This window comes from Micromonospora craterilacus (assembly GCF_003236315.1).
Lineage (GTDB): Bacteria > Actinomycetota > Actinomycetes > Mycobacteriales > Micromonosporaceae > Micromonospora > Micromonospora craterilacus.
The window spans coordinates 1-406 of sequence record NZ_POTY01000593.1; the positions used below are offsets into that span (position 1 = coordinate 1).

Annotated in this window: 1 protein-coding gene; it reads right to left on the minus strand. The window is 38.9% G+C overall.

What is annotated here, in order from left to right; genetic code table 11:
* Positions 1 to 406 (minus strand): YiiX/YebB-like N1pC/P60 family cysteine hydrolase (locus C1I95_RS34600; RefSeq protein WP_111220288.1); only part of this gene is annotated, 406 nt, incomplete at both ends.

A 406-nucleotide genomic window follows, 5' to 3' on the forward strand; every position in this document is an offset into this window, starting at 1 on the left:
CGTAATTGAGTTGCGGTGTTTTTGATAGATCATGTGGATTAGTACCAGGTTGATTAAGGGGCACTGCAACACCTAATTTTTGGTAATAGTTTAGCCAATAATTTGAGATTGGCTGCTGATCATCACCAAATTGCATCGGTTGTTGCGGTATCGTCAACACATTTGCAAATGCTAACTGCACCAATTGTGAACAATATAAGCCATCATCATTAGGATAAAACGAAAAATTATAGGGTCGATTTTGATAGGACATTGCCTGTGAAATCACTTGTGACTGTTGCGTTTCCGTCAAGCTAGCTCGATAAATATCTGCAACGTTAACTTCTTCGAAGAAATCACGTATTCGTTGAATTGCTACGCCATGTTTTGGGGAGGCATCAATGATTTGGTGCGTATTAATCACAAT